The sequence below is a fragment of the Collinsella sp. SGI.241 genome, from assembly GCF_050312955.1.
Lineage (GTDB): Bacteria > Actinomycetota > Coriobacteriia > Coriobacteriales > Coriobacteriaceae > Collinsella.
In genome coordinates this window covers 110,844-137,277 of sequence record NZ_JBNPKM010000006.1, presented here as the reverse complement: position 1 = coordinate 137,277, position 26,434 = coordinate 110,844, and the positions used below count along the sequence as shown (strand labels likewise).

Sequence of the window (26,434 nt, the reverse complement as noted above, 5' to 3'; positions counted from 1 at the left end):
TTTATGCCTCCTGTGCGGCCTCGTTGCCCAGCTTCTGCAGCAGCGCAACCTCGGCGGCGGGATCTTCGGACTTAAATACGGCGGAGCCGGCTACGAGTACGTTGGCGCCGGCCTTGACGACCTCGGCGATGTTTTTGGAAGAGATGCCGCCGTCGACCTCGATCATGGGCGACACACCGTGGCGCTCGCACATGGCCTTGAGCTCGTGGAGCTTATGCAGCGTGCCCGGGATAAAGCTCTGGCCGCCAAAGCCGGGGTTCACGCTCATGAGCAGCACCATGTCGACGACCTCGATAATGCTCTCGAGCACGCAGACGGGGGTGGCGGGGTTGAGTACCACGCCGGCCTTGACGCCGCGCTGCTGTAGGTGTGTGAGCGTGCGGTGCAGGTGCGTGGAGGCCTCATAGTGCACGGTGATCATATCGGCGCCGGCGTCGGCATACCAATCGACGGTCTCGTCGGGGTTCGACACCATCAGGTGCGCGTCGACCGGCACCTTGGTGGAGCGCTTGACGGCCTTGAGGATTTCGACGCCAAAGGTGAGGTTGCCGGTAAAGTGACCGTCCATGACGTCGAAGTGCACATAGTCGGCGCCGGCGATCTTGTCGAGCTCGCCCTTGAGGTTGGCCATGTCGGCTGAGAGGACGGACGGAGCGATTTTGATGGAACCCATGGTAGTAGCCTTTCTGCGCTAGTCGGTGAGTCCGTAGAACTCTTGAGAGGGGACGCGGTCGGTAAGGATCTCGAGCGCCCTATCCAAAGTAACACCGTTGTAGAGCGTTTGCTCCACGGCAAAGGTGAGCGGAATGTCTACGCCCAGCGAACGGGCGAGCTCGCTCACGCTGCGGGCGGCGACGGCGCCCTCGACCACCATATGCGTGCGCGCCTGGTACTCGTCGAGCGATACGCCGTGGGCAAACTCGTAGCCGAAGGTGCGGTTGCGCGAATGCTCGGAGGTGCAGGTGGCAATAAGGTCGCCCATGCCGGCAAGACCCATACAGGTCATGGCCTGGCCGCCGCGGGCGTGCACCAGTCGGCTGATTTCTGCCAGGCCGCGCGTCATGATAAGGGCGAGCGTGTTGTCGCCTGCGCCGGTACCGGCGGAGATGCCGCACACGATGGCGATGACGTTTTTCATGGCGCCGCAAACCTCGACGCCGGTCATGTCCTGCGACAGATAGATGCGGAAGGCCGTGGATAGGAGCAGGTCCTTAAAGGTCTCCCCTACCTGCGAGTCTTTGCTGGCGATGACGGCGGCGGAAAGTCCGCCGCGGCATATCTCCTCGGCATGGTTGGGGCCCGAGAGCGCCGCCACACGCATCTCGTTGCCGATCTCGCTGGCGATGACCTCGCTCATGAGCATGCCGGACTCGGGCTCGATGCCCTTGGTGAGGCACAGGACCGGAGTTTCGGTATCGATAAACGGCGCTGCCCGATGGCACACGTCGCGCAGGTGCATGGAGGGCACGGCAAAGATGATCGCATCGGCACCGTCGAGCGCTCGCGACAGGTCCGTGGAGGCGACGACGTTGCCGGGCAGCTCGTAGTCCACCAGATAGCGCGGGTTGCGGTGCTCACCGTTAATGCCGGCGGCCGTCTGCTCGCTGTGGGCCCACATGGTCACGCGCTCGGCTCGCGCGGCGGCAAGGCCGGCGACGGCGGTTCCCCAGGAGCCGGAGCCAATCAGCGCAACATTCATGACTCTCTCCTACTTATCGTCGGGCTCGGTGACGCGCTTGGTAAACGAGAGCTTGGATTCCTTACCCGTCATGAGCTTTTTGATGTTCGCGCGATGGGCCCACACCACGGTGATGCCGATCATCGCCATGCAAAACTTGAGGCCCAGGCTGCTGTACGGAAAGACCGCGCAGGCGGCGATGGGAAGACCGATGGCCGCGGCAAGCGAGCCCACCGACACATACTTGGTGATGGCGACGGCCACGATAAACATGCCCAGCAGCGAAAGTCCGATGGGCCAGTACCAGGCCAGTATGACGCCCAGCCCCACAGCGATGCCCTTACCGCCGTGGAAGTTGAGGTAGGGCGAGAAGATGTGTCCCCACACGGCAGCCAGGCAAATGACGCCGAGCATCCAGTCGCCGGCGGCACCGGGAGCCATAATGCTCACCGGGAAGGCATAGCCCACGCTCGCGATGAGCGGACGCGCGATAAGGACGCAGATGGCGCCCTTCAAGCAGTCGAGCAGCAGCGTGAGCGCGGCGACCTTGGGACCGGCTACGCGCAGGGCGTTGGTGGTGCCGATGTTGCCGGAGCCCGCCTTGCGAATGTCCGTGTGGTTGAACACGCGGCCCAGGATCAGGCCAAACGGAATCGCTCCGATAAAGAACGAGACCACGGCGCAGATGGCGGTCAGCAGAATCGGATTATGCATCCTTTTGCTCCTTCTTCCTAAAGAAGAGTCGAATGGGCGTGCCGGCAAAATCGAAGGTCGAGCGCATGCGGTTCTCCACGTAGCGCTGGTAGGTGTCGTTGACCAGGTCGCTGTGGTTGACGAAGAACGTAAACGTCGGCGGGTTGACGCCCGTCTGGGTCACGTAGTGCATGCGCAGGCGACGCTTGCCGTCCACCACGGTGTGGCCAAACTCGCGCAGGTCGGTGAGGAAGGTGTTGAGGCGCGAAGTGGTGATCTTTTGCGAGCGCGTCTTCTCGGCAGCGTCGACCATTGCCCAGATCTTCTCGACGCTGCGGCCGGTCAGGGCCGAGATGCGCAGGTACTGGGCCCAGGGAGCCATGACGCCCAGACGGCGGTCGACGGTCTCCATGCAGGCCTCGCGCTTGCGGTCGTCGTCGAGCAGATCCCACTTGTTGAGCAGAACGACGATGGCGCAGCCGCGTTCGATGGCCAAGCCCATGACCTTCTGGTCCTGCTCGGTAACGCCCACGGAGGCGTCGACGACGAGCAGCGCCACGTCAGCACGGTCGATGGCGCGCAGGCCGCGGACCATGGAGTAGTACTCGATGTTCTCGTACACGGTGCTCTTCTTGCGAATACCCGCGGTGTCGACCATGCGGTAGTGCTTGCCGTTGCGCTCCACGACGGTGTCGATGGCGTCGCGCGTGGTGCCGGCAATGTTTGACACGATAGAGCGGTCGGCGCCCAGGATACGGTTGAACAGCGACGACTTACCGGCATTGGGGCGGCCGATGATGGCGACGTTCAGCGCGTCGGGGAACTCGTCGGCGACCTCGTCCTCCTCCTCGGGCAACAGGGCAACGATGTCGTCGAGCAGGTCGCCCGTGCCGTGGCCGTGCAGGGCCGAGAGCGGCGTTGGCTCGCCGATGCCGAGCGAATAAAACTCCCAGATGCTGTCGTTTTCGCGATCGGGGTTATCGAGCTTGTTCACCAGCAGAAAGACCGGCTTGTCGCAGCGCTTGAGCATGCGGGCGACCGACTCATCCTCCTCGGTGACGCCGGTGCGGCCGTCGACCACAAACAGGATGACGGCGGCTTCCTCGGCGGCGGCGAGGGCCTGGTCGCGGATGGACGTGGCAAAGACGTCATCGCTCTTGAGCGGCTCGATGCCACCCGTGTCGACGATGGTGAACTCGCGGCCGTTCCAATCTGCCGTGTGGTAGGAGCGGTCGCGCGTTACGCCGCGGGACTCATGGACGATGGCGTCCGAGGTCTGGGCCAGGCGGTTAACGAGCGTGGACTTGCCCACGTTGGGGCGTCCGACGACGGCGACGATAGGTTTCATCTGCACTCCTTTAATGGGTAGGGTCAGTGGAATTAGTTGAGTCGGCGGGCACAATGCCAAGGATATGTTCCAGGGTATCGAGCAGCTCATGCGGCATGGTCGATACCACATGAACCTCAGCGCCGCGAGCTTCAAGGATTGCGAGTAAATCGTCACGATGATACTCGTCAAGCGTCATACCGTCAGCGTTGAACATGAGCTTAGGCACAAAGAGCATAACCCCCGAGAGGTCCTGCGGCAGCTGCTCCAGAATGTCGCAGGCGACGATGAGACCGGTCACGTCCACGTTGCCGCCAAAGTAACGGTTTTCGATAGCGGTGACGGTGCCGGCAAGGCCCCGTGGAGACTCCACAAAGCGTGCCACGGTGTCGCGCGCGCTGGTGCCGGAGAGGCACAGGAGGCGCTGGCCACGGGCGGCGATTGCCTCGCGAACGCGGCGCAGACGCTCGGCATCGGCGGCAAGTACGTCGTCGGTCTCGTCCAGATACGAGCGAATCATACCGATGCCGTCGTAATACTGCGGGTAGCCGTCGTAAAAATCGGCCTGGGGTGGCTCGATGCCGGCGTCCAGATAGAACTCATCGCTCATCTGGAAGGTGTGGCGGCCAAAGCGCTTGTAGGCACGATCCTGGAAGGGACGGATCATGGCAATGGTTTCGCGCGCGAGCTCAGGTTTGTCGCTGTATGACCAGGTAAAGCGCCTCTGATGCTTGGTAAAACCGAGCGGCACAATGCCCAGGCTCGTGATCTGCTCGTGTTCCTCGCAAAAGCGTAGGGTCTTTTGCAGCTCCCCGCCGTCGTTCATGCCGGGGCACAGCACAATCTGCGCGTGAATCTCGATGCCGGCGGCCATGATGGTCTCGAGCACGTCCATGCCGCGCTGGGCGTTACGGCCCATCATGCGGCGGCGGACGTCGGGGCTTACGGCATGGACCGACACGTTCATGGGGCTCATGTTGCGGTCGATAACGTTTTGCACGTCCTCGTCAGAAAGGTTCGTGAGCGTGACAAAGTTGCCCTGCAAAAAGCTCAGGCGGTAGTCGTCATCGCGAATATACAGCGTGGAGCGGCCGCCCTTGGGCAGCATGGTCATAAAGCAGAACACGCAGGCGTTCACACAGGTACGCATGCCGTCAAAGATAGGGCCGTCGAACTCAAGGCCCCAGTCCTCGCCGGGAAAGCGATCGAGCTCGACGGGGGTGACGGTGCCGTCGCGCGGGTCGAGAACCTCTAGGTCGACGGTGTCCTCGTCGGCCTCCCAGAGCCACACGATCATGTCGGTCAACTGCTCGCCGTTGACCGTGAGCACGCGCATGCCCGGCTCGATACCCACATCCCATGCGGGCGATTCGGGACGCACGTTCTTTACGAGCGCGCCCTCACCCGGCTCGGGGTCGCGGCTGCGCCCGTAATCGGCCACCTCGGCGGCGTATGCGGGTACGGTCTGGTCCATGATTAGCGACAAAGCTCCTTGATGCGCGCAACGGCGCGCTCGATGTGTTCTTGCGGAGTTGAGGCTCCGGCGGTGACGCCGATGTGGCGCGCGTTGGCAAACCATGCGGCCTCAAGCTCGGAGGCTTCCTCGATGTGATGGGTGTGCTCGCAGACATCGGTACAAATCTGCGCCAGGCGGCGCGTATTGCCCGAATTTTTGCCGCCCACGACGACCATGCAGTCGCAGCGGTTGGCAAGTGAGGCGGCTGCCTGCTGTCGCTCGCTCGTGGCAGCGCAGATGGTGTTGATCACACGCAGCTCCTGCACACGCGGAGTGATGGAGGCCACTACCTCGGCCAGGTTCTGCGCGGTTTGGGTGGTCTGCACAACCAGGCCCACCTTGCCCTTGAGCGGCAGCGCGTCCGCATCGGCGGCGCAACTCACGACCTGCGCGTCATCGCCGGCGTGACCCAGGATGCCCTCAACCTCGGGGTGGCCCGGCTCGCCCACGACAATCACACGGTAGCCCTCGCGCACCAGGCGCTCGGCCGCCACATGGACCTTCTTCACGTAGGGGCAGGTGGCATCGACCACGGTAAGGCCGCGCTCGCGAGCAGCCTCGATGACCTGCGGCACCACGCCGTGCGCGCGAATGACCACGGTGCCCGATGCGGCGTCGTCCAAGGTGTCTGCCAGACCGACGCCTGCCTCGGCGAGCTCGCGCACCACGATGGGGTTATGGATGAGCGGACCCAGCGTGTGGACCTGAGCGCTCTCCCCTGCCTGCGGCGCGGCGGCCAGCGCCATGTCGAGCGCGCGCTGTACGCCGTAGCAGGTACCGGCATGCGCTGCGATTTCGATGGTGGGGGCGTCTGCCTTGCCGGGCGCAGCCTCGGCGGTATTCATGACGTTCTCGCCCATGGCTAGAACCTGCCGGGGTGCTCGGCGCACAGGTCGTCGCGCATGGCGTAGACGCGGCTCATGGCCTCGGACTCAAACCATGCCAGGCGCTCCTTGCGCTTGAGCTCAGCCGGTGCATCGGATAGTGAGATGGCCTTGCCGGCACGGATCCAGCACTTTTTGGGGCGCATGAGCTTTTTGCCCGCAGGCGTGATATCGGACCAGCCGCAGATGGCGAGCGGGTTGACGGGTGCCTTGCCCATCTGGGCGATGAGCGCAAAGCCGCCGTGGACCTCGGGCTTAATCTCGCGCGAGCGGATTCGTGTGCCCTCGGGGAAGATCAGGACGTCCTCGCCGCGCTGCAGCGCGTGCTGGGCGGCACGTAGGCACTTCATGTCGGCGGTGCCGCGCTCGACGGGAATGCCGCCCACGCGGCTAAAGGCCCAGCGCACGATCTTGCTCTTGGCAAACTCGGACTTAAAAATGGGGCGAATGCGGCGGCCGCCAAAGAATAGCGCCGTTTCTACAGCCAGGAGCTCGGCCATCGAGGTGTGGTTGCAGATGACCACGCTGCCGCGGCCTTCCTGGCGCTCAAACAGCAGGTCGGCGTCCTCGACCTTCCAGCGCCACATGAGCTTGGAGAAGACCCACAGGATGCCCATGACCACAAAGACGGTGCCGCGGATGAGCACGGGGAACTCGGCATAAGGCGCGTTGTAGTAATCCTCGGGCGTCTGCTTAAACAGGCGCATGAGCTACCTCCTTTGGTTGATGAGGTCCTCGATTATCGAGACGACCTCGTCGATGGTATGTGCGGTGGAGTCGACGTGCACGGCGTCCTCGGCGGGCACGAGCGGCGCGACCTCGCGGCTGCTGTCGAGCTTGTCGCGCTGCTTGAGGGCGTCGAGCGTCTCGTCGACCTCGGCCTCGAGCTGCTCTTCGGTGGGCGGCTGGGCGTCGTTTTGGTGGCGCTGCAGCACGCGGCGACGGGCGCGCTCGCGCGGATCGGCGGTCAGGAACACCTTGACCTGCGCGTTGGGGAACACGACGGTGCCGATGTCGCGGCCCTCGGCCACGATATCGCGGTCCTCGGCGGCGCGACGCTGATGGATGAGCATGGCCGCGCGTACGCCCGGGTAGGCCGAGACCTTGGACACGGTAGCGTCGACCTGCGGGGTGCGAATGGCAGCCGAGGCGTCCGCGCCGTCGATGGTCAGGCGCGTGTCCTCGCCGGTGCCGTTGGTAAAGCGGATCTCGATCTGTTCGGCGAGGGCGTCGATGGCCGCCTCGTCGTCCAGATCGATGCCGCGGTCGAGCGCGGCGAAGGTGACGGCGCGATACATGGCGCCCGTGTCGAGCTTGTTAAAGCCCAGCTGGCGGGCGATCTCCTTGGCGATGGTGGACTTGCCGGAACCGGCGGGGCCGTCGATGGCGACGATCATGCAATGCTTCCTTTCGGTGGTTGACGTGCTGGTATGGGACGCGGGCGCTGCGGCTTGGCGGACTGGCTAGCCCGTGTAGCGCTCGCGGTAGGTGTTGCGCTTGGGCGCGGAGCCGTGGCTGCCGTGATGGCGCTTGCGAGCCGCGGGGTTGGTCGCCGGCGCAGCGCCGCGCTTGGAGCTGGCCTGCTTGGGCGGGATGCCGCCGGCCTTGAGGATCTGCACCTCGCGGTCGGTGAGCTCGCGCCACGAGCCCTTGGCCACGTCCTTGAGCTCCAGGCCGGCAAAGTTGCAGCGGTGCAGGCGGATCACCGGGTGGTGGATCTTGCTCAGCATGCGCTTGACCTGGTTCTTGCGCCCCTCGCGGATAATGACCTCCACAGCGGTTGTGCCGGGCTTCACACCCTGCGGAGCCACGGCCTCGGCCTCGCGCGCGGTAATGACGCGGCAGATTGCCGGCTGGCACAGGCCGTCGTCGAGCTCGATGCCGCGGCGCAGCGGTTCCAAGTCGCGATCGGTCAGGTGGCCGTCCACGAGCGCCTGATAGGTCTTGTAGACGTGCTTGCTGGGGTGCAGCAGGTCCTGCGACAGGTCGCCGTCGGTGGTAAAGAGCAAAAGGCCCGTGGTGTCGCGGTCCAGGCGACCCACCGGGAAGAGCCCCGGAAAACGGTCGCGCGGGACAAGGTCGGCCACGCAGGGGCGCTCCTGCGGATCGCTCATGGTGGTGAGGTAGCCGGTCGGCTTGTAGAGCATCAGGTACACGGCGCCCTGGTTGAGCTTGACGGGCATGCCGTCAACCTCGATATGGTCGCGGTCCACATCGACCTTGGTGCCCAGTTCGGTCGCGACCTGGCCGTTGACAGTCACGCGGCCGGCGGTCATCAGGTCCTCCGAGCCGCGGCGGCTCGCAACACCCGCGCGCGCCAAAAAGCGCTGCAGGCGCATGGTGTGCGGGTAGACGGGCTGGGGGTCGATCGCGGGCGCGCCCGTGGCAGCGACGGCGCGCGCCTCCCCTGCTTCGCTAGTCCTCGTCATGCGTATCCTCCGCAGCGTCGTCGGTGGCAAGTGTTTCCTCGCCACCGACTGCCTCGACATCCTCAACATCGGTATCCAGCAGCTCGCGCTCTTCGTCCAGGTCCTCGACCTGCTCCTCGAGCGTAGACTGAATGCTGCGGCCGCTCAGGCGTTCGCGGATAAACTGGCGCGACTGCTCGTCGGGGGCAAACTGCTCCAGATCGGGCAGGTCGCGGGTGGAGCGCAGACCGAACTTCTCCAAAAAGGCGTTGGTCGTGCCGTAAATGATGGCCTGACCGCGCTGGGGGTCGCGACCGAGCTCGCGCACCAGACCCTTGTCAACGAGCGACGCGATGACGCCGTCGGAGTTGACGCCGCGGATGCCCTTGACCACCTCGCGCGTGACGGGCTGGTGGTAGGCGATGACGGCCAGGGTTTCGAGTGCCGCCTGCGACAGTTTTTGCGTATCCCAGCTCAGCACATAGGCCTCGACCACGTCATGGTAGGCGGGATGCGTAAACAAGCGCCAGCCGCCGGCGACCTCGCGCAGCTGAAAGCCGCGATTGGCCTCCTCGTACTCAACTTTGAGCTCGGCCAAAAGCGACGCACACTCGCCCGGGGCGATATCCAGCGCATCTGCCAGCGCGGGCGCACTGACGGGATCGCTCGAAACCAGCAACAGCGCCTCGAGGGCGCCTTTGAGGCTGTTTGCCTCTAGCGTGGAAAGGGTTGACATGGTTCCGCTCCTATTCGGTGAGCTCGGGGCCCTCGCCGGGCACGTATGCCTCGGCGCCCTCGACGCGGTTGATACGGATGGTTCCAAAGATCTCGTCCTGGCTCAGGGTGAGCGAGCCTCGCTTGGCGAGCTCCAGCATGGCCAGGAAGGTGACGACGAGCTGCTCGGTGGTGGCGTCGCCGTCCAGCAGCTCGCGGAAGGTGCAGGTTTGGTGCGCCATAGTAAAGCGGTCGACCGAGGCCACCGTCAGGTCGAGCGGCACGCGATGCGGCGCCACGTGCTCGGCCTCCAGCAGGAAGGTCTGGCGCTTGCCGTCCAGGTCGGCGCAGATGACGGCGAGGCCGCGCAGGGTAATGCCGGCCAGGTAGTCGGGCATAAGGCCCAAAAACTCGGGGTCGGGGCCGGCCACGCGCGGATGCATGCGGCTTTCGGCCTGCATGCGCGCGCCAAGGGCCGCCGCCGCGCCCTTAAACTGCTTGTAGGCGATCAGGCGCTGGATCAGGACCTCGCGCAGGGCGTCGCCGTCGAGCGCGCTGAGCTCCTCGAGGTCTTCGTCAATCTCGTCATCGTCGTCGGCTTTGCTGGGGGCCTCCTGCGGCACCAGCGAGGCGGCCTTGATGTCCAGAAGGGTTGCCGCGACCAGTAAAAAGTCGCTCGCCACGTCCAGGTCCAGCGCCTCAATACGCTCGACCTCGGCAAGGTACTGCTCGGCCACCTCGCTGATCGAGATGGCGCCGATATCAACTTTTTGGCGGGTTACCAGCTGCAGCAGCAGGTCGAACGGTCCACTGTAGACCTGCGTCGACACGCGATACGACATCTTCGACCTCCTTTGACGGCGCCTTCGCGGCGCGGTTTGGGTGCATGTTGCGACCGTTTTGCACGGTCGACCTGTAAGTTTACCTTAGATGCCGGCGATTGCGAAGTTGAGCAGCTGCCCAGCGAGCGGATACACGGTAACGTCGAAATACCGGCCGATCACATCGATGCCGGTCCACATGGGCAGCAGATACAGCACAATGATAAGGATCGGCATGGCGTATTGCTGAAGTTGGTAGTAGTTGGCGAGTGCCTTGCCTTTGAGAAACGGCACGATGATAGACGAGCCGTCGAGCGGCGGAATCGGGATGAGGTTAAAGAACGCAAGCGACAGGTTGACCACGATAAAGGTGGCGCCAAAGTTCATGATTTGGGACGCTACGGCAAAGGACATGCTGGTGTAGAGGTTGCCGTATGCTGCGTGCATGATGGCGGCTGCAAGGCATGCCAGTGCGATGTTCGATGCGGGGCCGGCCGCGCTCACCAAGACCTCGTCGCGCTTGGGGTGCTTGAGGTTGTTGAGGTAGACCGGCACGGGCTTGGCGAAGGCGAACACCGGGCCGCCGGCGGCGAGCATGAGCAGCGGCAGGATGATAGTGCCAAACGGGTCGATATGGTTGAGCGGGTTGAGCGAGACGCGGCCGCGCGAACGGGCCGTTTTGTCGCCGAGCGCCCAGGCCGCGGCGGCGTGCGCGCTCTCGTGGATCACGATGCCCACGATGACGGCGACGGCGCTCGCGAGCAGGTTCATGAGGTAGCTGCTGGACATGGCACTCCCCTAGCGGACGCGGCGCGAGGCGCGCGTGAGCAGGTAGTCGGCCACAAACAAAATGACGGCCACGATGGCGTAATCCAGGCGGAACACGCCGCCAAAGGGCGATGTGATGACGCCGTAGCCCGCGATAGCGCTCGGCAGCGCGCGCGAAAGCTCAACGACAAAGCCCACAATCTGCAGCTTGGCGGTGAGGCCGCTAAAGCACAGCAGCACAGTCATCGCGCTCATAAAGATGCCGCAGATGCGGCACGCGATGGCTATGATGCTCATCGCCACGGCAGCGGCCTTACGAGAGTTCACGCGCGGTCTCCTCTTCGATATGGGTGGAAAGCTCCAGCCATTCGTCCTCGAGCTTGGGCAGCTCTTGCTTAAGCCCGTTATATTCCCCCAGCGCGGCGTTGAACTTATCCTGATCGGCATAAAGCTCTTCGCTTGCCATCAATTCCATAAGCTCGTCATAGCGGGCACGCTTCTTGTCGAGCTCGGCCTCGATCTTCTTGAGCTGGTTGCGCACGCCCTTGAGCTTTTTGTTGAGCGCGGCGCGGGCCTGGGCCTCGGCACGCTTTTGCTCCTTGGTCTTTTTGCCCTCGGCAGGCTTGGGGGCCGCAGCGGGGGTATCGGCCTGGGCGGCGCTGGCTTTGGTGGGCTTGGCCGCGGAAGGTGTGCTCTCCCCTGCCGCCTCGGCGGCGCGGGCTGCGAGGTCCTCGCGCTTGTAGAGGTAGTAGTCGTAGTCGCCGTCATAGACCGTGACCTTGCCATCGCGGATGTCGATCACGCGGTTGGCCACGGCTCGCACCAGGTGCTCGTCGTGACTGATCAGAACAATGGTGCCGGGGAAGTTTTGTAGGGCGTTCTCGAGCATGTCCACCGAGTCGATGTCCAGGTGGTTAGTGGGCTCGTCCAGGCACAGAAGTGCCTCGGGGGCCACGAGCATCTTAGCCAGAGCCAGACGCGCCTTTTCGCCGCCGGAAAGAACGCGAACCTGCTTTTCGATAGAATCGTTGTCGCTAAACAGGAAGGCGCCCAGTAGGCTGCGCTGCTGCGGCACGGTCCACTTGGGCGTGACGGTGTCGATTTCTTGCAGGACGGTGTTGGACTCGGTCATGCCCTCGAGCGCGTGCTGGGCGTAATAGGCCACGCCCACGTTGGTACCCAGTTCGCGCGTGCCGGCAGTGGGCGGCTCCAGGCCGGCGATGATCTTCATGAGGGTGGACTTGCCGGCGCCGTTAGGGCCGACGAGCGCCACGTGCTCGCCACGATAGAGCTTGAGGTCGATATCGCTATAGATGTGCTTGTTGCCGTAGGACTTGGATACGCCCTCCAGGCCCACGACCATGTCGCCCGAGCGCGGCGGGTCGGGGAACTTAAAGTCGATGTGCTTGTGGCCTTCGGGCAGGATGACGAGCTCCTTTTTGATCTGCTCGATCTTGCGGATGCGCTCCTGCGCCTGGGCGGCTTTGGTGGGCTTGTAGCGGAACTTGTCGACGAAAACCTGCATGTGGGCGATGTCGCGCTCCTGGGCGGCACGCTTGGCGCGCATCTGCTCCAGGTTGTCCTCGCGCTGCTTGAGGTAGCTGCTGTAGTTGCCGGTGTAGGTGGTCACGCGGCGGTTCTCGAGCGCGGCGACGTGGTCGACGCAGGCGTCCATAAAGGCGCGGTCGTGGCTGACGATGAGCACGGCGCCGTCGTAGTTGGCGATAAAGCCGCGCAACCACTGGACGCTTTCGAGGTCCAGGTGGTTGGTGGGCTCGTCCAGAAGTAGCAGGTCGGGATGACGCAGGAAGAGCTTGGCCAGCGCGATGCGCATCTGCCAGCCGCCCGAGAACTCGGAACACGGGCGCTCAAAGTCGGTGACCTTAAAGCCCAGACCGGACAGGATCTTGCGGGCGTTGCTTTCGAGCTCGTAGCCGCCCAAGTGCTCAAAGCGGTCCTGGACCTGGCCGTACTCGTTAAGGAGCGCGTCGACGTCCTTGCCCTGCTCAGAGAGCTCGGTGATCTGGGCCTGCAGCTCGTTGGCGCGCTCACCCATGCGGCGGATTTCCTTGGCGGCGGCCATGACCTCGGCGAGGATGGTCGTGTCCTTGTGCTCCAGGTTGGTTTCCTGCTCGAGGTAGCCCACCTGACAGTCCTTGGAGTACTGGACCTGGCCGGCGTCGGGGCTGTCGATACCCATGATGATTTTGAGCATGGTGGTTTTGCCGGCGCCGTTGGGTCCCACGAGCGCAAAGCGCTCGCCGGGGTTGATCTGAAAGGACGCGCCGCTAAAGAGGACGCGCGCGCCGAAGCTTTTTTCGATCTTGTCGACCAGGAGGATCATGGTGCCGCCTTTGACCTTGTGTGCCTATATGAAAAAAGGCCCCAACTTGCGTTGGAGCCTCATTCAATGCTCGGGTGGAGACGAGGGGGATCGAACCCCTGACCTCTTGACTGCCAGTCAAGCGCTCTCCCAGCTGAGCTACGCCCCCGTGCGAAGAAGTACTATACGGGAACTCGGACGGCGATGCAAGGACAATTTTAGAAAAACTTTCGCCGTCGCGGCGCGGGGGCGCGGACCCGCACAGGATCGAGGGTCCGCGATGCCTGGCCATGCCCGCAGGGCGCGCCCTAAGGCGTGCGGTGCTGCCGCAGCCCGCCTTTCCGGCTCCAGCCCGGTCGCCCCCGGGGACCTCCCGCCATGAACGCGACCCAAGGCGTTTGGAAGTGGGCAAACAAGCTACTTGCAAGAAAATGTTGCCATGAAAAAGAAACAGGCCAGACAAATTGCCTGACCTGTTGAAAAACCTGGTGGGCCCTCCGGGATTCGAACCCAGAACCCAGGGATTATGAGTCCCCTGCGCTAACCGTTGCGCCAAGAGCCCTTTATATTAGTGGTTGCAAAGGCCATGGAGAAGTTCCATTTAGCGTGTCGTTGCACCACGACGTGAAATACTACCATGCGCGCAATGGTCATTCAACGCACGATCTTTTCGATCGGAAGGATCATGGTCCTGCCTTTGACCTTGTGTGCCTATATGAAAAAAGGCCCCAACTTGCGTTGGAGCCTCATTCAATGCTCGGGTGGAGACGAGGGGGATCGAACCCCTGACCTCTTGACTGCCAGTCAAGCGCTCTCCCAGCTGAGCTACGCCCCCGTGTGAAAAAGTACTATACGGGAACTCCTCCAAGGGTGCAAGAACAATTTTGAAGAAACTTTTTTGATCACACTCTCTGTGTCAAAAAGAAAAAGGCCAGAGGCTTATCACCTCTGACCTGTGCTTTTGATGGTGGGCGATACAAGATTCGAACTTGTGACCCCATCCGTGTGAAGGATATGCTCTACCCCTGAGCCAATCGCCCGTCGCCTTTCGGCAAAAGAGATACTAACATAGCAACGCGAGGATTACCAAGAACTTTTTGGCTTCGATTTTAAAATCGTATGCCAGACCACTCCGACACAATCCGTGTTTACGGCATACTTGCAGCACAACGACCTGTTCCTACACTCGTCGTCTTAACCAGCAGCTAAACCAATTTTCATACGGCAAGACCTTCTCGTAATAGGTGTCGAAGATCTTGGGATGCTCGTACTCGTAAATCCCGCTGGACCACGCCGCCATTTATTGAAATGATTAAACCTTTTTATAGACTTGCGCCGAAACGCCCGCCGCGAACACAGTCAACCAATTGAGCCTCTTTATAAGAAAAAAAGCCTCCGGTTTTCCGAAGGCCTTTGCATTCACGATGGTGGAGACGAGGGGGATCGAACCCCTGACCTCTTGACTGCCAGTCAAGCGCTCTCCCAGCTGAGCTACGCCCCCGTGACGAGGAGATATTATAGGGTAAGATCCTTGGTTGTGCAAGAAGTTTTTTGGCTTGATCTTCTTACTTACGGGTTTTCCTGGGACGGGGCTGAATTGACTGATTTTGACTTTGGCAAAATCAGTCAATTAACCCACCGTCCCGATAAAACCCTCACGCGGCGATTGCCTACTCGCCCACCGTCCCGATAAAACCCTCACGCGGCGATTGCCTACTCGCCCACCGTCCCGATAAAACCCTCACGGTATAAAAAACCGATTGCGATGCCTTGGTGGACTTGAATCTTGGCCGTTTTCCTTACGACATTAGAGATGCCCGTGTCAGCTAACAGGCCTAGAGGGCTGTGGTCCAGTTCCCACTCGAGACCGTGTTCGCTTACTACTGTCCCAGGAGCTATGGCGATGATGGAGAAGGTTTTGCCCTCGGCACCCTCGATGGTCAAGGTCTCGTCCTGGTGCAGGATTCTGGCCGTCACTTCGTCTTCTTCGATCCAGACGGGGGCGTCCGCATAGCCTGCCAGTAGTCCTAACACAGACAGGGCCATGTCCGGGCGACCGCCGGTGGCGCAGGTCGCAACCACTTCGGCACCCGGCCAGCGGCGTCGGACGGAATCGAGCGCCAGCGCCAGATCGGTATAGTCCTTGTAGGGGTCGTGGCGCTCTACCTCAAAGGCCTCGGCGGCGTCGACCAACGCGCGACCGGTGTCGCTCACCGTGTCGGCATCTCCTACATACACGTCGCAACTCAGGCCAGCGCCCAGCAGCGCGTCGAGCCCGCGGTCCACGGCGACAACGTGGTCGCACTCCCCCGCTAGTCGACGCAACAGATCCGCGCTCGCCACCACCGGCGAGCCGCAAACAACTAATACCTTGCAAGCCACGGCCCTCGCCTAGCCCTTAAACGCAAGCACACGGGCCAGATCCAGGTCCTCATAGCTATCGATAAAGATATCGCAGTTATCGCGAACCTCGTCGCGCTCCATACGGCCGTGTGGGTCATAAATGCCCACCCGCTTAAAGCCTGCAGTGCCAGAGCTCTTAAGGCCAAAGACCGCGTCCTCAAACACCCACGCGCGCTCAAACTGGTGCCCGTGGCGCTCCTCAAGGCGGCGCAGCGCCAGCTCGTACACATCGGGGAACTGCTTGGAGCGGCCCGCCTCGCCCGTCGTGGTAATAAACTCCATATAGGCGTCGAGCCCCGCACCCGCGAGTGCGGACTGCACCAGCTCGGCCGGCGTGGACGTGGCCACGCACATGGCAATGCCGGCCGACTTCGCCTGCTCCAAAAATGCCAGGAGCCCCTCGCGCGGCGGCACCTTGGAGTAGCCATCGATCAGGATGTCGCTCAGCTCGCGATACAGCTCCTCGCCATTTTCGCCAATGCCCCACGTGTCGTGGTAGGCCTGGCACTCGTCCTCGAGCGACAAATGCTCAAACTGGGCAAAATCGTCAATCGTTACATCAATGCCGTGACGCCGCAATAGTTCGGGCTGGGCATAGGCCCAAACGGGGGTGCTATTTACCAGTGTGCCGTCGCAATCAAAAATAAAAGCAACATTAGAGGCGGCTGTGTGGTTCATTCGCAAACCTTTCAATGTCAAATGGTAAACAACCTGCTAAAAACGTTTTACCAAACGTAAATCTAAAAATTTTGAAACCCTAATTGGTAAAACTGTCAAGAGTTTTACCATCGCAATTCTGTCAGTGGCATAAACATGGCGCTCACCGATTAAACGCCACCGTAAATCCACTTTCGTCCATAAAAGTAACGGACAGGTGTTATTGTGGTTTTTGCCGAAAGTTCCACCGAGCACGCGAGGTGGGACGAATCATAGAGCTATCGCCGTCCCTTCGATTCGTGCAGCCTTGGACCTTTCGCATCTAGTCACCAAGGCAACACGCTGCCGCGTCATGATGGGATCAAACGTGAGCGATACAAAGCTAAAGCCAGCAACCAAAAAGCCCGCTACCCGTAAAACCGCCCCGCACGCACCGGAGCTCACCAAGGACGATGTCTATCTGTTTGGCATTGGAATGTGGGAGCGCAGCTGGGAAAAGATGGGCGCGCATCCCGACACGCAGCAGCGCACGCGCGGCTGGCGTTTTTGCGTATGGGCGCCCGACGTTAAGAGCGTCCACGTTATCGGTGAATTCAACAATTGGGACGAACAAGCCAACCCGCTGGTGCCCGTACACACGAGCGCTATCTGGGAAGGCTTTATTCCTGGCGCCGAGCAGGGGCAGCTCTATAAATACCTCATCGAGACCAACGAGGGCGAAAAGCTCTACAAGGCCGATCCGTACGCCTTTAAGGCCGAGTGCCCTCCGGGAACGGCGAGCGTGCTGTGGACTCTCGATGGCTACCAGTGGAACGACGCCGCGTGGCTCAAGCGCCGCGCCGGCCACAACCACATGTCGCAGCCGCTCAACATCTACGAGGTGCATATTGGCTCGTGGAAGCGCCACGGAGACGAGCCACAGGGCGAGCCGGACGAGTACGGCAACTACCCCGGTCCCATGGACCCCTTCCCTGCGCAGCGCGGCGAGTTTTACACCTACGACGACCTGTCGGTGGAGCTCGTGGACTACGTGCGCGATATGGGCTACACGCATATCGAGGTCATGCCACTTATGGAGCACCCCTTCGATGGCTCCTGGGGCTACCAGACGACCGGATACTTTGCCGCTACGTCGCGCTACGGCAACCCGCAGCAGCTCATGCACTTTATCGATGCTTGCCACGAGGCGGGCATCGGCGTGATCATGGACTGGGTGCCCGGCGGTTTTTGCGCCGACTCCCACGGCCTTGCCACCTTTAACGGCCACATGCTGTTTGAGCACGAGATTCACCCCAACTGGGGCACGCACAAGTTTGACTTCGCCCGCGGCGAGGTCCGCTCCTTCTTGGTCTCCAACGTGCTGTACTGGATCGAGAACTTCCATGTGGACGGCATTCGCATGGACGGTGTGTCCAGCATGCTGTACCTCAACTTTGGCATTGACGATCCTGGCCAAAAGAAGTTCAACAAGTACGGTACCGAGGAGGACCTGGACGCCAGCGCGTTTATCCGTCAGGTCAACTGCGCTGTAGAAGCGCACTACCCCGACGTGATGATGATGGCCGAGGAGTCCACCGCGTGGCCGCTTGTGACCTATCCGCCGCAGGACGGCGGCCTGGGCTTCCACTACAAGTGGGACATGGGCTGGATGAACGACACCCTGCACTACATGCAGACCGATTTTCCGTGGCGCCCCGGCAACCATGGCTTGCTCACGTTCTCCATCATGTACGCCTTTACCGAGAACTTTATCTGCCCGCTGAGCCACGACGAGGTCGTGCACGGCAAGTGCTCGCTCATCGGCCGCATGCCGGGTGACTGGTGGCGCCAGTTTGCCGGCCTGCGCACGCTCGCCTTCTACCAGATGACGCACCCCGGTGCCAAGCTCAACTTTATGGGCAACGAGATCGGCCAGTTTATCGAGTGGCGCTACTACGAATCTATTCAGTGGTTCTTGACCGAGCAGTATGAGACCCATGCACACCATCAGGCGTTCATTAAGGCGCTCAACCACCTGTATACCGCCGAGCCCGCCCTGTACGAGCGCGGCTACAACGACGACGGCTTTACCTGGATCGACGCGGACAACTCCAAGCAGTCCATCGTGAGCTTTGTGCGTCAGGGCGAGGACGTCGATGACGACCTCGTGATCCTGATCAACTTTGACCCGGCGGCCTACGAGAGCTTCCGAGTGGGCGTGCCGCGTGAGGGCGACTGGGAGGTCATCTTTGACTCCGACCGTCCCGAGTTTGGCGGCAGCGGCTATGCTGGCGAGGAGCCCTACACCTGCTCGAGCGAGCCCTATCCCTGGAACGGGCAGATGGACTCCATCGAAATTAAGGTGCCCAGCCTGGCAGGCGTGGTGCTTAAGCGTCGCGGCCCCAGCAGCTATAAGCCGCCCGTGGTCGAGGAGCCCAAGAAGGCGACCCGCAAGCGTGCGTCCTCGGTGAAGCCCAAGCCAGCGGCCGCCAAGAAGGCTCCGGCCAAGGCGAAGGCTACGACGACCAAGGCCAAGGCTAAGGCCGCCGCAAAGCCCGCTGCCAAGGCTACCGCGACCAAGAAGCCGGCCGCCAAGAAGGCCGCTACCAAAGCCAAGTCTGCTTCTGTTAAGTCGTCACCTAAGGATGCGTAACAAAGCCGTTACAGCTGTAATTACCCGTCCCAGCGGGGCGTAGGATACAAGTCACGACCGTTCCGGGAGAAACATCCCCGGGGGAAAGGAACGTATGAATAAGATCTTCGACAACAAGCAGGAGTTTACCGAGCTCTATCGCGATGCCGTCATGAGCATTAGCGGCAAGAGCGTCGAGGCAGCCAGCGATCTGGATCGCTTTAACGCCCTGGCCAAGCTCGTGGCCGAGAAGGCGCGCACCGTTGCCACCAAGAGCGACGCCCGCGCCACCGCCGAGGGCAAGAAGCGCGTGTACTACTTCTCGATTGAGTTTTTGATCGGCCGCCTTCTCGACAACTACCTGCTCAACTTTGGCGTGCGCGACATGGTCGCCGAGGCGCTCGACGATATGGGCCTTGACCTGTCCGTCATCGAGAGCCAGGAGCCCGATCCGGCGCTGGGCAACGGTGGCCTGGGTCGTCTGGCCGCATGCTTCCTGGATTCCATGGCAGCCGAGGGCATTGCCGGCTACGGCAACGGCATGCGCTACCGCTACGGCCTGTTTAAGCAGGAGATCGTCAACGGCAGCCAGGTCGAAACCACCGACGAGTGGCTCACCAACGGCTATCCCTGGGAGGTCCGTCGTCAGGACAAGGCCGTGACCATTAAGTTTGGTGGCCGCGTCGAGGGCTTTGAGGAGAACGGCCGCACGTTCTATCGAACCGTGGACACGCAGGACATCCTGGCCGTCCCTTACGACATCCCCGTGGTGGGCTATGCCGGCGAGACCGTCAACAAGCTGCGCGTCTGGGCCGCTGAGCCGGTCGAGGAGCACTTCGATCTGGAGGCCTTCAACCGCGGCGACTACGCCCTGGCCGACGCCGAGCGCGCCGAGGCCGAGGCCATCAGCGCCATCCTCTACCCCAACGACGCCGGCGAGCACGGCCGTCTGCTTCGTCTGAAGCAGGAATACCTGTTTGTCTCGGCCGGTATCTATAGCCTGCTCGACACCTTTGAGAAGGAACACGGCGCGAACTGGGAGCTGCTGCCGCAGTTTGTGGCCATCCACACCAACGATACGCACCCCGCCATGTGCGGCCCCGAGCTCATGCGCATCCTCATCGACGAGAAGAAGCTCGAGTGGGATGACGCCTGGAACATCGTGACGCAGGTCGTGAGCTACACCAACCACACCATCCTGCCCGAGGCCCTGGAGAAGTGGCCCATCGGCACGTTCTCCAAGCTCCTCCCCCGTGTGTACCAGATCATCGACGAAATCAGCCGTCGTTGGCATGAGTCGTTCGATACGACGCAGGAGGGCTGGCAGGAGCGTCTGCGCCAGACCGCCATCCTATGGGACGGCGAGGTTCGCATGGCCAACCTGTCCGTGATCTGCAGCCACAGCGTCAACGGCGTGGCCAAGATTCACTCCGATATCATCAAGAACAATGTGCTCAAGGACTTCTATGCCCTGACGCCCGAGAAGTTCAACAACAAGACAAACGGCATCTCGCACCGTCGCTTCTTTGCCGAGGCCAACCCCACTTACGCCAAGCTCGTGACCGAGGCCATTGGCGACGGCTGGCTCAAGGACGCCTTTGAGCTTGAGAAACTTAAAGGTTTTCAGAACGACACCGAGTTCCTTAAGGCCGTGGGTGCCTCCAAGCGCGCCAACAAGGAGCGCCTTGCCGCCTACGTTAAGGCAGAGACCGGTCTGGTTATTGACCCCAACACCGTCTTCGATGTTCAGGTAAAGCGTTTTCATGCCTACAAGCGCCAGCTCATGAACATCATGAAGGTGATGGACATCTACAACCGTCGCATCGCCAATCCCAACTTCCACGTGACACCGACGACCTTTATCTTTAGCGGCAAGGCTGCCTCGAGCTACACCTTTGCCAAGGAGACCATCCGCCTCATTAACTCCGTTGCCGAGGTTATCAACAACGACCCGCGCGTCAACGAAGTCATGAAGGTCTGCTTTATCCCCAACTTCCGCGTGAGCAACGCACAGCTCATCTACCCTGCCGCCGAGATTTCGGAGCAGATTTCCACAGCTGGCAAGGAGGCCTCGGGCACGTCCAACATGAAGCTCATGATGAACGGCGCCATTACGCTGGGCACCCTCGACGGCGCCAACATCGAAATCGCCGATTTGGCCGGCCGCGAGAACGAGGCGATCTTTGGCCTGACCGCTCCCGAGGTCGAGCAGCTCTGGGCATCGAACAGCTACTTTGCGTGGGATACGCTCAACAATGATCGCGAACGTCTGGGCCGCGTGATGGATGAGCTCAAGGACAACACGTTTGCCGGCCTTTCGGGCAACTTTGAGAGCATCTACAACGAGCTTATGAACAACAACGACCCCGACCTGGTCATGGCAGACTTCCGCAGCTACGTGGATGCATGGGAGAAGCTCACGGGCAGCTATGGCGACCAGGAGACCTGGAACCGCAAGGCGCTGCTCAACACCGCCTCGAGCGGCTGGTTCTCGAGCGACCGCACCATTCGCGAGTACCGCGACGAGATCTGGCACGCTTAAAGGCCGCGAGTTCCCTTTGCCGCACGGCATTACTCGACGGGCGCGACCGAGCGCCGCGCCCGTCGCTAATGGGTTTAGGAACATCGATGACAGAAGGAGAAACCGATGAGTAAGAAAGAATGCATCGCGATGCTCCTCGCAGGAGGACAGGGAAGCCGATTGGGGGCACTCACCCAAAAGATCGCTAAACCGGCGGTTAGCTTTGGTGGCAAGTTCCGCATTATCGACTTTTCGCTGTCCAACTGCTCCAATTCGGGCATCGACACGGTGGGCGTTCTGACGCAGTATCGTCCCTATCTGCTGCATGCCTACGTGGGCTCTGGCGAGGCGTGGGATCTGGACAGCCGCGACGGTGGCGTGTCGATCCTGCCGCCGTACGAGACGCAAACCGGTGGCGCATGGTATGCGGGCACGGCCGACGCCATCACGCAGAACCTCGACTACATCAAGTCCAACGACCCCAAGTACGTCCTGATTCTTTCGGGCGATCATCTGTATCGCATGGACTACCGCAAGATGCTCAAGACGCACATTGAGAACAACGCCGACCTCACGGTGAGCGTTATGCCCGTGCCGTGGGAGGAGGCCAGCCGCTTTGGCATCCTGACCACCGACCCCGAGGACGGCCGCATCACCAAGTTTACGGAGAAGCCCGAGAAGCCCGATTCAAACCTCGCGTCCATGGGCATCTACATCTTCTCGGCCGACGTGCTGGTCAAGGCGCTCGAGGAGGACGCTCTGGACCAGCGCTCGAGCCACGACTTTGGCAAGGACATCATCCCCAAGCTGCTCGCCGAGGACAAGCGCCTGTACAGCTACGAGTTCCACGGCTTTTGGAAGGATGTTGGCACCATCGCCAGCTTCCACGAGACCTCGATGGACCTGCTGGGCAACAACCCCGAGTTCGATCTGTTTGACAAGAGCTTCCCCATCATGTCCAACATCACCACGCGCCCGCCGCACTACATTGGCCCGGACGGTCGCCTGGACGACTGCCTGGTCTCAAATGGCTGCAAGATCTACGGCACCGCTCGCCACTCGATCCTTTCGACCGATGTCATCATTGAGGAGCGCGCCGTGGTCGAGGACTCCGTGCTGCTGCCGGGTGCGCACGTTAAGAGCGGCGCGCACATTTGCCGCGCTATTTTGGGCGAGAACTCCACGGTCGAAGAGGGCGTGAAGCTCGGCTCTGTCGATACCACCAAGGATACGGCCGTCGTTGGAAATGACGTCGTTGTCGGGAAGGGGGAATGATCCGATGATCAATCGCAAGGCCATCGGCTATATCACCGCTAACTACTCTTCGACCTACGGCAGCGTGCTGCTCAAGGATCGCCCCATCGCGTCGATTCCGTTTTTGGGCCGCTACCGCCTGATCGACTTTCCGCTGTCCAACATGATGAATGCCGGCATTAAGACCGTCGGCGTTGTCATGCCGGGCAACTACCGCTCGCTGATCGACCACGTGGGCTCGGGCAAGGACTGGGGCCTGGACCGCAAGAAGGGCGGCCTGTTCATGGTGCCCGGCAACGCGTATGGCACCACCAAGGGCGGCATGCGCTTCTTGCTCCGCGACATCATCTCCAACAAGACGCTGTTCCAGCGCTCGGACAAGCCCTATGTTGTGATGATGGGCACCAACGTCATCTTTAACATGGACCTCAACACCATCATCGAGGCGCACGAGAAATCCGGTGCACAGATGACCGTGGTGTACTGCAAGGCCACGCACAACATCGAAGACGAGACCAAGCTCGATATCAACGAGAACGGCCGCCTGACGGGCGTGAGCGCCGGCGTCGCGTACGGCGACAACGCCTCTATGGACTGCTGCATCGTCAACCGCGAGACGCTGCTCGAGATTATCGACCACTACCAGGCCGCCGACTATCTGGACCTGCTCGAGGCACTCCAGGGCGACTTTGGCAACATCGACGTGTGCAGCTACAAGTACAAGGGCGAGGTTGTGGGCGTGTTTAGCGAGAAGTCGCTGTACCGTCGCAGCATGGACCTGCTCGACCAGACCGTTGCCGATCAGCTCTTTGACCCCGAGCGCCCGATCCTGACCAAGGCCCACGACGTGCCGCCTTCGCGTTACGCGACCGGCAGCCACGCCTGCAACTCGATCATCTCGGCCGGCTGCATCATCAAGGGCACCGTGCGCAACTCGATCCTGTCGCGCGGCGTTGTGATCGAGGAAGGCGCCTCGGTGACCAACTCGATCATCAACCAGAGCTGCATCATCAAGAGCGGCGCCCGTGTTGAGAACGCCATCTTGGACAAGAACAACGTGGTTCCCACCAACACCGAGCTTCGCGGTACGCCCGAGAACATCCTGGTGCTGGGCAAGGCTCCGTTAACTTCCGATACCACCATCGCTCGTTAACGTTGGCACCACATAATCGCACGTAACTTGTAGAATAGTCGCCCGGTTAGCGCCAGGCGACTATTCTCGAATTGCAACATGGGAGACAAAATGGCACAAACCAGCAAAAAGATGCAGATCGTGTTTGCCTCGGCCGAGTGCGCACCGTTTGTTAAGACCGGTGGCTTGGGTGACGTGGCGGGCTCGCTGCCTGCGGCACTCGTGCGCGCTGGCGCCGAAGTCATTGTGATGGTGCCCAAGTACGCCACCATCAAGGACGAGTACAAGGCGCAGATGGAGCACTTTGCCGACTTTTACGTGAGCCTGAGCTGGCGCAACGAGTACTGCGGGTTGGAGAAGCTCGAGCACGACGGCGTCACCTATATGTTCGTGGACAACGAGCACTACTTTGCGCGCGACTATCCCTACGGCTTCTTTGACGACGGCGAGCGCTTCGCGTTTTTCTCCAAGGCCATCACCGAGAGCCTGCAGCACCTGCCCGAAGGCTTTGAGTGCGACATCCTGCACTGCAACGACTGGCAGACGGCGCTGGCGCCCGTGTTCTTGCGAGAGTTCTACCAAGGCCTGCCGCTGTACGACCGCGTCAAGACCGTGTTCTCGATCCACAATGTGGCGTTCCAGGGCCAGTTTAGCGACACCGTGATGGAAGACATACTGGGTATGGCGCATATTCCGGCAGCCGCCACGCAGTTGCGCTGTGACGCCTGCAGCATTAACTATATGCTGGGCGCGCTGCACTATGCCGATGCCATCACCACGGTGAGCCCCACCTATGCGAGCGAGATCCAGACGCCCGAGTTTGGCGAGGGACTGGACGGCGTGCTGCGCGAGCGTTCCTACGCTCTGCAGGGTATCCTCAACGGCATTGACGTTGTGGGTTTTGATCCGGCGACCGACAAGCGCATTGCCGCCAACTACACGGTTGATGACCGTGCGGGGAAGGCCGTATGCAAGGCCAAACTGCAGGAGGAGTTGGGGCTCGAGATTCGCGACGACCGTCCGCTTATGGTGATGGTCACGCGCCTGACGCGACAGAAGGGCATGGACCTGGTCATGTACGCGCTCGACCGCATCCTGTCCGGTGGCGTTCAGGTGGCCGTGCTGGGTACCGGCGACCGCGACTACGAGGACGGCCTGCGCTACTTCCAGGGCAAATACCCCGGCACCATGGCGGCGCGTATCGAGTTTGACCCGGCACTTTCGCAGCGCATGTACGCCGCCGCCGATATGTTCCTGATGCCTTCGAAGTTTGAGCCCTGTGGCCTGTCGCAGATCATCGCCATGCGCTACGGCACCCTGCCCATTGTGCGCGAGACCGGTGGCCTGAAGGACACCGTGCAACCGTACAACGAGTTTACCGGCGAGGGCACGGGCTTCTCATTTAGTCACTTTAACGGCGACGAGATGGGCGACGCGGTGTTCCGCGCGGCTCGCCTGTTCTGGGATAACCGCGAGGCCTGGAATCAGCTGGTCACGCAGGCCATGAGCCAGGACTTTAGCTGGACACGTTCGGCCGATAAGTATCTGGACCTGTACTTCTTTATGCACCCAGAGATTGAGAGGCCGGTGGCAGTGGAGGCTGCTGCGGCTGTGGAGGAGCCCGCTACCGCTGAGGCCGAGCCTGTGGCACCCGTTAAGGAGCCGGTTGCCGCTGAGGCCGAGCCTGCGGCACCCGTTAAGGAGCCCGCTGCTGCCGAGGCCGAGCCTGCGGCACCCGTTAAGGAGCCCGCTGCTGCCGAGGAGCCCAAGTCCGAGGAGAAGCCGGCTGACGGCGGCGAGGTAAAACCCACGGCGAAGCCTGCCGCCAAGAAGACGACGACCCGCAAGACGACGGCTAAGAAGGCCACGACCACGAAGGCCGCTACGAGCAAGACCACCACTGCCAAGGCAACCACCACGCGTAAGCGTACGACCGCCGCTGCCAAGAAGGCCATCGAAGCCGAGGCCGCTCCCGAGGTAAAGGCCGAGGCCACTGCTGAGGCTAAGACCGCGGCAAAGGCTCCGGCCAAGACCGCTGCCAAGAAGACGACCGCGACCAAGACCGCAACCAAGACTGCGACCGCCAAGAAGGCCACGGCTACGAAGTCGCCGGCGACCAAGGCTGCTACGACGAAGGCCGCCGCGAAGACGGCCCCGAAGGCTGCTGCAAAGCCCGCCGTCAAGGTCGAGGAGGCACCCTCCGAGCCCAAGGCCGAGGCAACGGTCGAGGCAAAGCCGGCCGCCAAGACCACCACACGCAAGCGCGCGACGACAACGGCCAAAAAGGCTACGACCAAGACAGCCGCTCCCAAGGCAGAGGCTAAAGCCAAGGACAAACCCGCAGTAAAGGCCGAGCCGGAACCGAAGGCCGCCGAGGTCAAGACCACTCCGAAGGCTACGGCAAAGACCGAACCCGCCAAGAAGGCCCCGGTCTCCCCCGCCGCTCCAGCCGAGGAAAAGGCTCCGACCAAGAAGACCTCCGTCCGCAAGGCAACGGCCACCCGCAAGCGCCGCTAGTCCACAGACGATCTAAAACCTAATAAAAACCCCAAACAAGGGGCGCTCCAACCGGGCGCCCCTTCTCTGTAGATAGTTGGTAAAACGATTTTCTAGGACAACCGTTCGCCGATAGTGAGCGACTGTAGTTTATACAACTAAAGTGCAACGGATATACTTATGCACTGTGCGTTAAGCCCATGACCCGCTGGCCATGATTGTATAGAA

General features: G+C 61.6%; 21 protein-coding genes and 5 tRNA genes. 5 read left to right on the top strand and 21 right to left on the bottom strand.

All coding sequences use genetic code 11. From position 1 onward, the window contains the following. Position 1 precedes the first annotated feature (1 nt). The 21 genes from rpe to ACQQ92_RS04380 all read right to left on the bottom strand — a co-directional run bounded on the left by rpe (position 2) and on the right by ACQQ92_RS04380 (position 16,213). Complete coding sequence (gene rpe, locus ACQQ92_RS04480) at positions 2–673, bottom strand: ribulose-phosphate 3-epimerase (protein ID WP_427717430.1); 672 nt, start codon at positions 671–673, stop codon at positions 2–4. Positions 674–691: 18 nt separating this feature from the next. Continuing rightward, a complete protein-coding gene (locus tag ACQQ92_RS04475; RefSeq protein WP_427726748.1) occupies positions 692–1,699 on the bottom strand; it encodes an NAD(P)H-dependent glycerol-3-phosphate dehydrogenase in 1,008 nt (335 codons plus the stop codon). A gap of 9 nt (positions 1,700–1,708) precedes the next feature. Further along, positions 1,709–2,392, bottom strand: coding sequence for a glycerol-3-phosphate 1-O-acyltransferase PlsY (gene plsY, locus ACQQ92_RS04470; RefSeq protein WP_427717425.1), 684 nt, complete (start codon positions 2,390–2,392; stop codon positions 1,709–1,711). Next, positions 2,385–3,719, bottom strand: a complete 1,335-nt coding sequence (gene der, locus ACQQ92_RS04465) for a ribosome biogenesis GTPase Der (protein WP_117629385.1) — start codon at positions 3,717–3,719, stop codon at positions 2,385–2,387. Before der ends, plsY begins: the two co-directional genes overlap by 8 nt. Before the next feature lie 10 nt (positions 3,720–3,729). Then, positions 3,730–5,172: a DUF512 domain-containing protein gene (locus ACQQ92_RS04460; RefSeq protein ID WP_427795889.1), complete on the bottom strand. Its 1,443-nt coding sequence runs from the start codon at positions 5,170–5,172 to the stop codon at positions 3,730–3,732. A gap of 2 nt (positions 5,173–5,174) precedes the next feature. Then, positions 5,175–6,074 (bottom strand): 4-hydroxy-3-methylbut-2-enyl diphosphate reductase, encoded by a 900-nt coding sequence (locus tag ACQQ92_RS04455; RefSeq protein ID WP_427795888.1) that lies wholly within the window; start codon positions 6,072–6,074, stop codon positions 5,175–5,177. A 2-nt stretch (positions 6,075–6,076) separates the two neighbouring features. Further along, on the bottom strand, positions 6,077–6,805 hold the full coding sequence (locus tag ACQQ92_RS04450; RefSeq protein ID WP_427795887.1) for a lysophospholipid acyltransferase family protein: 729 nt from the start codon (positions 6,803–6,805) through the stop codon (positions 6,077–6,079). Between the two features lie 3 nt (positions 6,806–6,808). Next, positions 6,809–7,495 (bottom strand): (d)CMP kinase, encoded by a 687-nt coding sequence (gene cmk / locus ACQQ92_RS04445; protein WP_427795886.1) that lies wholly within the window; start codon positions 7,493–7,495, stop codon positions 6,809–6,811. A gap of 66 nt (positions 7,496–7,561) precedes the next feature. Then, positions 7,562–8,527, bottom strand: coding sequence for a pseudouridine synthase (locus ACQQ92_RS04440; protein ID WP_427795885.1), 966 nt, complete (start codon positions 8,525–8,527; stop codon positions 7,562–7,564). After that, a complete protein-coding gene (gene scpB, locus ACQQ92_RS04435; RefSeq protein WP_427748055.1) occupies positions 8,514–9,242 on the bottom strand; it encodes an SMC-Scp complex subunit ScpB in 729 nt (242 codons plus the stop codon). The genes ACQQ92_RS04440 and scpB overlap by 14 nt, the downstream gene beginning before the upstream one ends. A 10-nt stretch (positions 9,243–9,252) precedes the next feature. Further along, positions 9,253–10,062 carry a segregation and condensation protein A gene (locus tag ACQQ92_RS04430; RefSeq protein WP_427795884.1) on the bottom strand — a complete coding sequence of 270 codons (810 nt, stop codon included), beginning with the start codon at positions 10,060–10,062 and terminating at the stop codon, positions 9,253–9,255. A gap of 84 nt (positions 10,063–10,146) precedes the next feature. Continuing rightward, entirely contained in the window at positions 10,147–10,830 is a 684-nt protein-coding gene (locus ACQQ92_RS04425; protein ID WP_154516487.1) for a site-2 protease family protein, read from the bottom strand. Between the two features lie 9 nt (positions 10,831–10,839). Then, positions 10,840–11,136, bottom strand: coding sequence for a hypothetical protein (locus ACQQ92_RS04420; RefSeq protein WP_164473297.1), 297 nt, complete (start codon positions 11,134–11,136; stop codon positions 10,840–10,842). After that, a complete protein-coding gene (locus ACQQ92_RS04415) occupies positions 11,123–13,153 on the bottom strand; it encodes an ABC-F family ATP-binding cassette domain-containing protein (RefSeq protein ID WP_427795883.1) in 2,031 nt (676 codons plus the stop codon). The genes ACQQ92_RS04420 and ACQQ92_RS04415 overlap by 14 nt, the downstream gene beginning before the upstream one ends. 75 nt (positions 13,154–13,228) lie before the next feature. Next, positions 13,229–13,301: transfer RNA gene (locus tag ACQQ92_RS04410), tRNA-Ala, on the bottom strand. Positions 13,302–13,618: 317 nt separating this feature from the next. Next, positions 13,619–13,694 (bottom strand) — tRNA-Ile (locus tag ACQQ92_RS04405). A gap of 200 nt (positions 13,695–13,894) precedes the next feature. Beyond that, positions 13,895–13,967: transfer RNA gene (locus tag ACQQ92_RS04400), tRNA-Ala, on the bottom strand. A 130-nt stretch (positions 13,968–14,097) separates the two neighbouring features. Further along, positions 14,098–14,172: transfer RNA gene (locus tag ACQQ92_RS04395), tRNA-Val, on the bottom strand. Positions 14,173–14,557: 385 nt separating this feature from the next. Next, positions 14,558–14,633: transfer RNA gene (locus ACQQ92_RS04390), tRNA-Ala, on the bottom strand. A 212-nt stretch (positions 14,634–14,845) separates the two neighbouring features. Further along, the gene (locus ACQQ92_RS04385; RefSeq protein ID WP_427793523.1) at positions 14,846–15,514 is read right to left on the bottom strand and encodes a thiamine diphosphokinase; all 669 of its coding nucleotides are present in this window, start codon (positions 15,512–15,514) and stop codon (positions 14,846–14,848) included. Between the two features lie 9 nt (positions 15,515–15,523). Beyond that, the gene (locus ACQQ92_RS04380; RefSeq protein ID WP_427793525.1) at positions 15,524–16,213 is read right to left on the bottom strand and encodes an HAD family hydrolase; all 690 of its coding nucleotides are present in this window, start codon (positions 16,211–16,213) and stop codon (positions 15,524–15,526) included. Between the two features lie 331 nt (positions 16,214–16,544). Between ACQQ92_RS04380 and glgB the strand changes: the two genes are divergently transcribed. The 5 genes from glgB to glgA all read left to right on the top strand — a co-directional run bounded on the left by glgB (position 16,545) and on the right by glgA (position 26,227). Continuing rightward, positions 16,545–18,824: a 1,4-alpha-glucan branching protein GlgB gene (gene glgB / locus ACQQ92_RS04375; protein WP_427793556.1), complete on the top strand. Its 2,280-nt coding sequence runs from the start codon at positions 16,545–16,547 to the stop codon at positions 18,822–18,824. A gap of 94 nt (positions 18,825–18,918) precedes the next feature. Further along, the gene (locus tag ACQQ92_RS04370) at positions 18,919–21,345 is read left to right on the top strand and encodes a glycogen/starch/alpha-glucan phosphorylase (protein ID WP_427747385.1); all 2,427 of its coding nucleotides are present in this window, start codon (positions 18,919–18,921) and stop codon (positions 21,343–21,345) included. A gap of 105 nt (positions 21,346–21,450) precedes the next feature. Beyond that, complete coding sequence (locus ACQQ92_RS04365) at positions 21,451–22,599, top strand: glucose-1-phosphate adenylyltransferase (RefSeq protein ID WP_427747384.1); 1,149 nt, start codon at positions 21,451–21,453, stop codon at positions 22,597–22,599. A 4-nt stretch (positions 22,600–22,603) separates the two neighbouring features. Further along, positions 22,604–23,731 carry a glucose-1-phosphate adenylyltransferase subunit GlgD gene (gene glgD / locus ACQQ92_RS04360; protein ID WP_427795882.1) on the top strand — a complete coding sequence of 376 codons (1,128 nt, stop codon included), beginning with the start codon at positions 22,604–22,606 and terminating at the stop codon, positions 23,729–23,731. Between the two features lie 90 nt (positions 23,732–23,821). Further along, positions 23,822–26,227 (top strand): glycogen synthase GlgA, encoded by a 2,406-nt coding sequence (gene glgA, locus ACQQ92_RS04355; RefSeq protein WP_427795881.1) that lies wholly within the window; start codon positions 23,822–23,824, stop codon positions 26,225–26,227. The last annotated feature ends 207 nt before the right edge of the window (positions 26,228–26,434 follow it).

Coding starts and splice junctions, on each gene's coding strand:
- rpe (WP_427717430.1), bottom strand. CDS start 673: ATGGGTTCCATCAAAATCGCTCCGTCCGTCCTCTCAGCCGACATGGCC.
- ACQQ92_RS04475 (WP_427726748.1), bottom strand. CDS start 1,699: ATGAATGTTGCGCTGATTGGCTCCGGCTCCTGGGGAACCGCCGTCGCC.
- plsY (WP_427717425.1), bottom strand. CDS start 2,392: ATGCATAATCCGATTCTGCTGACCGCCATCTGCGCCGTGGTCTCGTTC.
- der (WP_117629385.1), bottom strand. CDS start 3,719: ATGAAACCTATCGTCGCCGTCGTCGGACGCCCCAACGTGGGCAAGTCC.
- ACQQ92_RS04460 (WP_427795889.1), bottom strand. CDS start 5,172: ATGGACCAGACCGTACCCGCATACGCCGCCGAGGTGGCCGATTACGGG.
- ACQQ92_RS04455 (WP_427795888.1), bottom strand. CDS start 6,074: ATGGGCGAGAACGTCATGAATACCGCCGAGGCTGCGCCCGGCAAGGCA.
- ACQQ92_RS04450 (WP_427795887.1), bottom strand. CDS start 6,805: ATGCGCCTGTTTAAGCAGACGCCCGAGGATTACTACAACGCGCCTTAT.
- cmk (WP_427795886.1), bottom strand. CDS start 7,495: ATGATCGTCGCCATCGACGGCCCCGCCGGTTCCGGCAAGTCCACCATC.
- ACQQ92_RS04440 (WP_427795885.1), bottom strand. CDS start 8,527: ATGACGAGGACTAGCGAAGCAGGGGAGGCGCGCGCCGTCGCTGCCACG.
- scpB (WP_427748055.1), bottom strand. CDS start 9,242: ATGTCAACCCTTTCCACGCTAGAGGCAAACAGCCTCAAAGGCGCCCTC.
- ACQQ92_RS04430 (WP_427795884.1), bottom strand. CDS start 10,062: ATGTCGTATCGCGTGTCGACGCAGGTCTACAGTGGACCGTTCGACCTG.
- ACQQ92_RS04425 (WP_154516487.1), bottom strand. CDS start 10,830: ATGTCCAGCAGCTACCTCATGAACCTGCTCGCGAGCGCCGTCGCCGTC.
- ACQQ92_RS04415 (WP_427795883.1), bottom strand. CDS start 13,153: ATGATCCTCCTGGTCGACAAGATCGAAAAAAGCTTCGGCGCGCGCGTC.
- ACQQ92_RS04380 (WP_427793525.1), bottom strand. CDS start 16,213: ATGAACCACACAGCCGCCTCTAATGTTGCTTTTATTTTTGATTGCGAC.
- glgB (WP_427793556.1), top strand. CDS start 16,545: ATGATGGGATCAAACGTGAGCGATACAAAGCTAAAGCCAGCAACCAAA.
- ACQQ92_RS04370 (WP_427747385.1), top strand. CDS start 18,919: ATGAATAAGATCTTCGACAACAAGCAGGAGTTTACCGAGCTCTATCGC.
- ACQQ92_RS04365 (WP_427747384.1), top strand. CDS start 21,451: ATGAGTAAGAAAGAATGCATCGCGATGCTCCTCGCAGGAGGACAGGGA.
- glgD (WP_427795882.1), top strand. CDS start 22,604: ATGATCAATCGCAAGGCCATCGGCTATATCACCGCTAACTACTCTTCG.
- glgA (WP_427795881.1), top strand. CDS start 23,822: ATGGCACAAACCAGCAAAAAGATGCAGATCGTGTTTGCCTCGGCCGAG.